Genomic DNA, 1883 nt, shown 5'->3' with positions numbered 1-1883 from the left:
GACTACATCTCACGAGGAGTGAACACGATCAACGAACCAAACATTTGGCCGTCTCTTACCGGTAAAGATTCGACCTAAACACTATCAGAACTGTTCGCCTGTCAATTCGGCTGTCTTCGCTGTCAGTGTTATCTGTCATTGTTTCTAAAGAGGATCTCGAATATTGTTCTGTGAACAATCACTGTATCGGAGGTCACTAGCATCAACCTCGTCAACATCATCGGTTACTTCATTACCACAGAGATTTTCTCCACCCTCAGCCATACATGGGAAATACGACCCACTCCGAGACATTGGCGTGCCCGCGTAATCATCACTTCCTATGATCCCACCGTCCTCGTAGAATGAAGCATTCCCCATGACATGATGACCCGCTCCCGATGGGTCATCGAAGCAATCTGGCTCATGATCCATGTATTCGATAATATTATGCCCGATTTCGTGAATCACAGTACTTGTACCTCTGTAGGGATTCGAATCATCCTGGAATTCTGATTGGCCACTATCATCATCCCACTCGAAATTTGCTATCCAGTTAGCTTTTCCTGCGGTGGCGAATGTCGAGTTTGTTCCCGCACCAGCCCTCCCGAAAATGTCGTCAGCATCGTATGTCAAGAGGACATTCGAATCACTGGATGTTTGCCCTGCGTCGAGCTGGTACTCCGCATAGTCACGCCACCAGTCAAGTAAGTAATCATATTCTTTTCTGTCGTCGGCTGGATGTGGTGGATCGGGAAAAGCATCACTCTCACGCCAAGTTAGGAATGATTCATCGAGGTTCTCTGTCGGTGCCGGTATCTCGATGAAATATGATGTTACAACGGTATCTTCACCCATGTCATCAAATACCTCTTCTACCGCATCCTCAGCTGAAGACATCGGTGACCAGTTCTCTTCTTCTGTTGCCTTTTCTGTCTGGAATATTCCTATGCTGTAGTGGCTACTCATCGGTGATCACTCTCCATTTCTTCGATGGGACATTGTCCGACATCGCGTCTAGTCGATTGTGGACAACTATCTTTACTTTACTCCATGAAAAAATATTCAGGCCGCAACTAATTAATCAATGTGTGAATAACCTATTAGCCAATAATAAGGTGGATGAAATAGCAGCTCAATTAATCCTCCAAATACATTAATTTCAAAGTATTGCAACCAATACCATTCCCCCGAGTGGTAGTCACAATGACGGGGAACAAACACGCACGAAGAACACTCGTATTTGTCTCCTTGAAGCGGAAACAAACACGTCGTACTCCGACAGAAACTCAAAGTCAAGGTGTTTGATCAGCGATACTGTCTTGATAGCCACAGTATTCAACAAGTGTCGATCAGTAGTCTCAAACTTGAGCACTATATTTTTAAACACACCAATAGAGTGAAATATGGCTGTCAAAATCAGAACTGTTGTTAGGAGGGTTCAAGAGAGTGTTAGCGGCATACTCTCGGCTTCATATTTTGAATACCAGTCTCTCGCCCACGTAACTGCGGCCTTGTCCTTAGAATCAATGACGCCGCGAACAACACCAATATCGTCGTGAAGGACAACAAGAACATGTTCGACAGGTTCTGTGATCACGATGACTCCCATCGGGACTTCACCAGAGTACGAATAAGCCTCGAAATTTCCGGTACGCTCTTGTGTAGCACTTTGTTGATTTCACAGCGTAGCTTTGACAGCGTGTTTGAGCGCTTCTCTCCCTGGTTTCCGCAATAACTTTCGTCGAAGTTGGAACGCTCGGAGATACTGCGTGAGTTTATCTTTTGAGATGCCTCGATGAGGCGAGAGCCACGGGCGCAGCAGCGATCCGTGGCTCTCGCAGGGATTGACGTGAACGTCTTCGTCGGCGTATTCACCGTCGCCGTGGACGACGGATTCGCGG

Annotated in this window: 1 protein-coding gene and 2 pseudogenes; all 3 read right to left on the bottom strand. The window is 46.5% G+C overall.

Annotated features, from left to right (window positions below):
- Nucleotides 1–144: 144 nt before the first annotated feature.
- Nucleotides 145–948, bottom strand: a complete 804-nt coding sequence (locus C446_RS18440; RefSeq protein ID WP_152419350.1) for a hypothetical protein — start codon at nucleotides 946–948, stop codon at nucleotides 145–147.
- A gap of 472 nt (nucleotides 949–1420) precedes the next feature.
- Nucleotides 1421–1624 (bottom strand): annotated as a pseudogene (locus C446_RS18435) (transcriptional regulator FilR1 domain-containing protein); the annotation flags it as partial.
- 36 nt (nucleotides 1625–1660) lie between these two features.
- Nucleotides 1661–1883, bottom strand: a pseudogene (locus tag C446_RS18430) (IS1595 family transposase); the annotation flags it as partial.

The sequence above is a fragment of the Halobiforma nitratireducens JCM 10879 genome, assembly GCF_000337895.1.
GTDB classification, from domain to species: Archaea; Halobacteriota; Halobacteria; order Halobacteriales; family Natrialbaceae; genus Natronobacterium; species Natronobacterium nitratireducens.
Note: the sequence above shows the minus strand (reverse complement) of the source record. Positions and strands in the feature narration are given on the sequence as shown.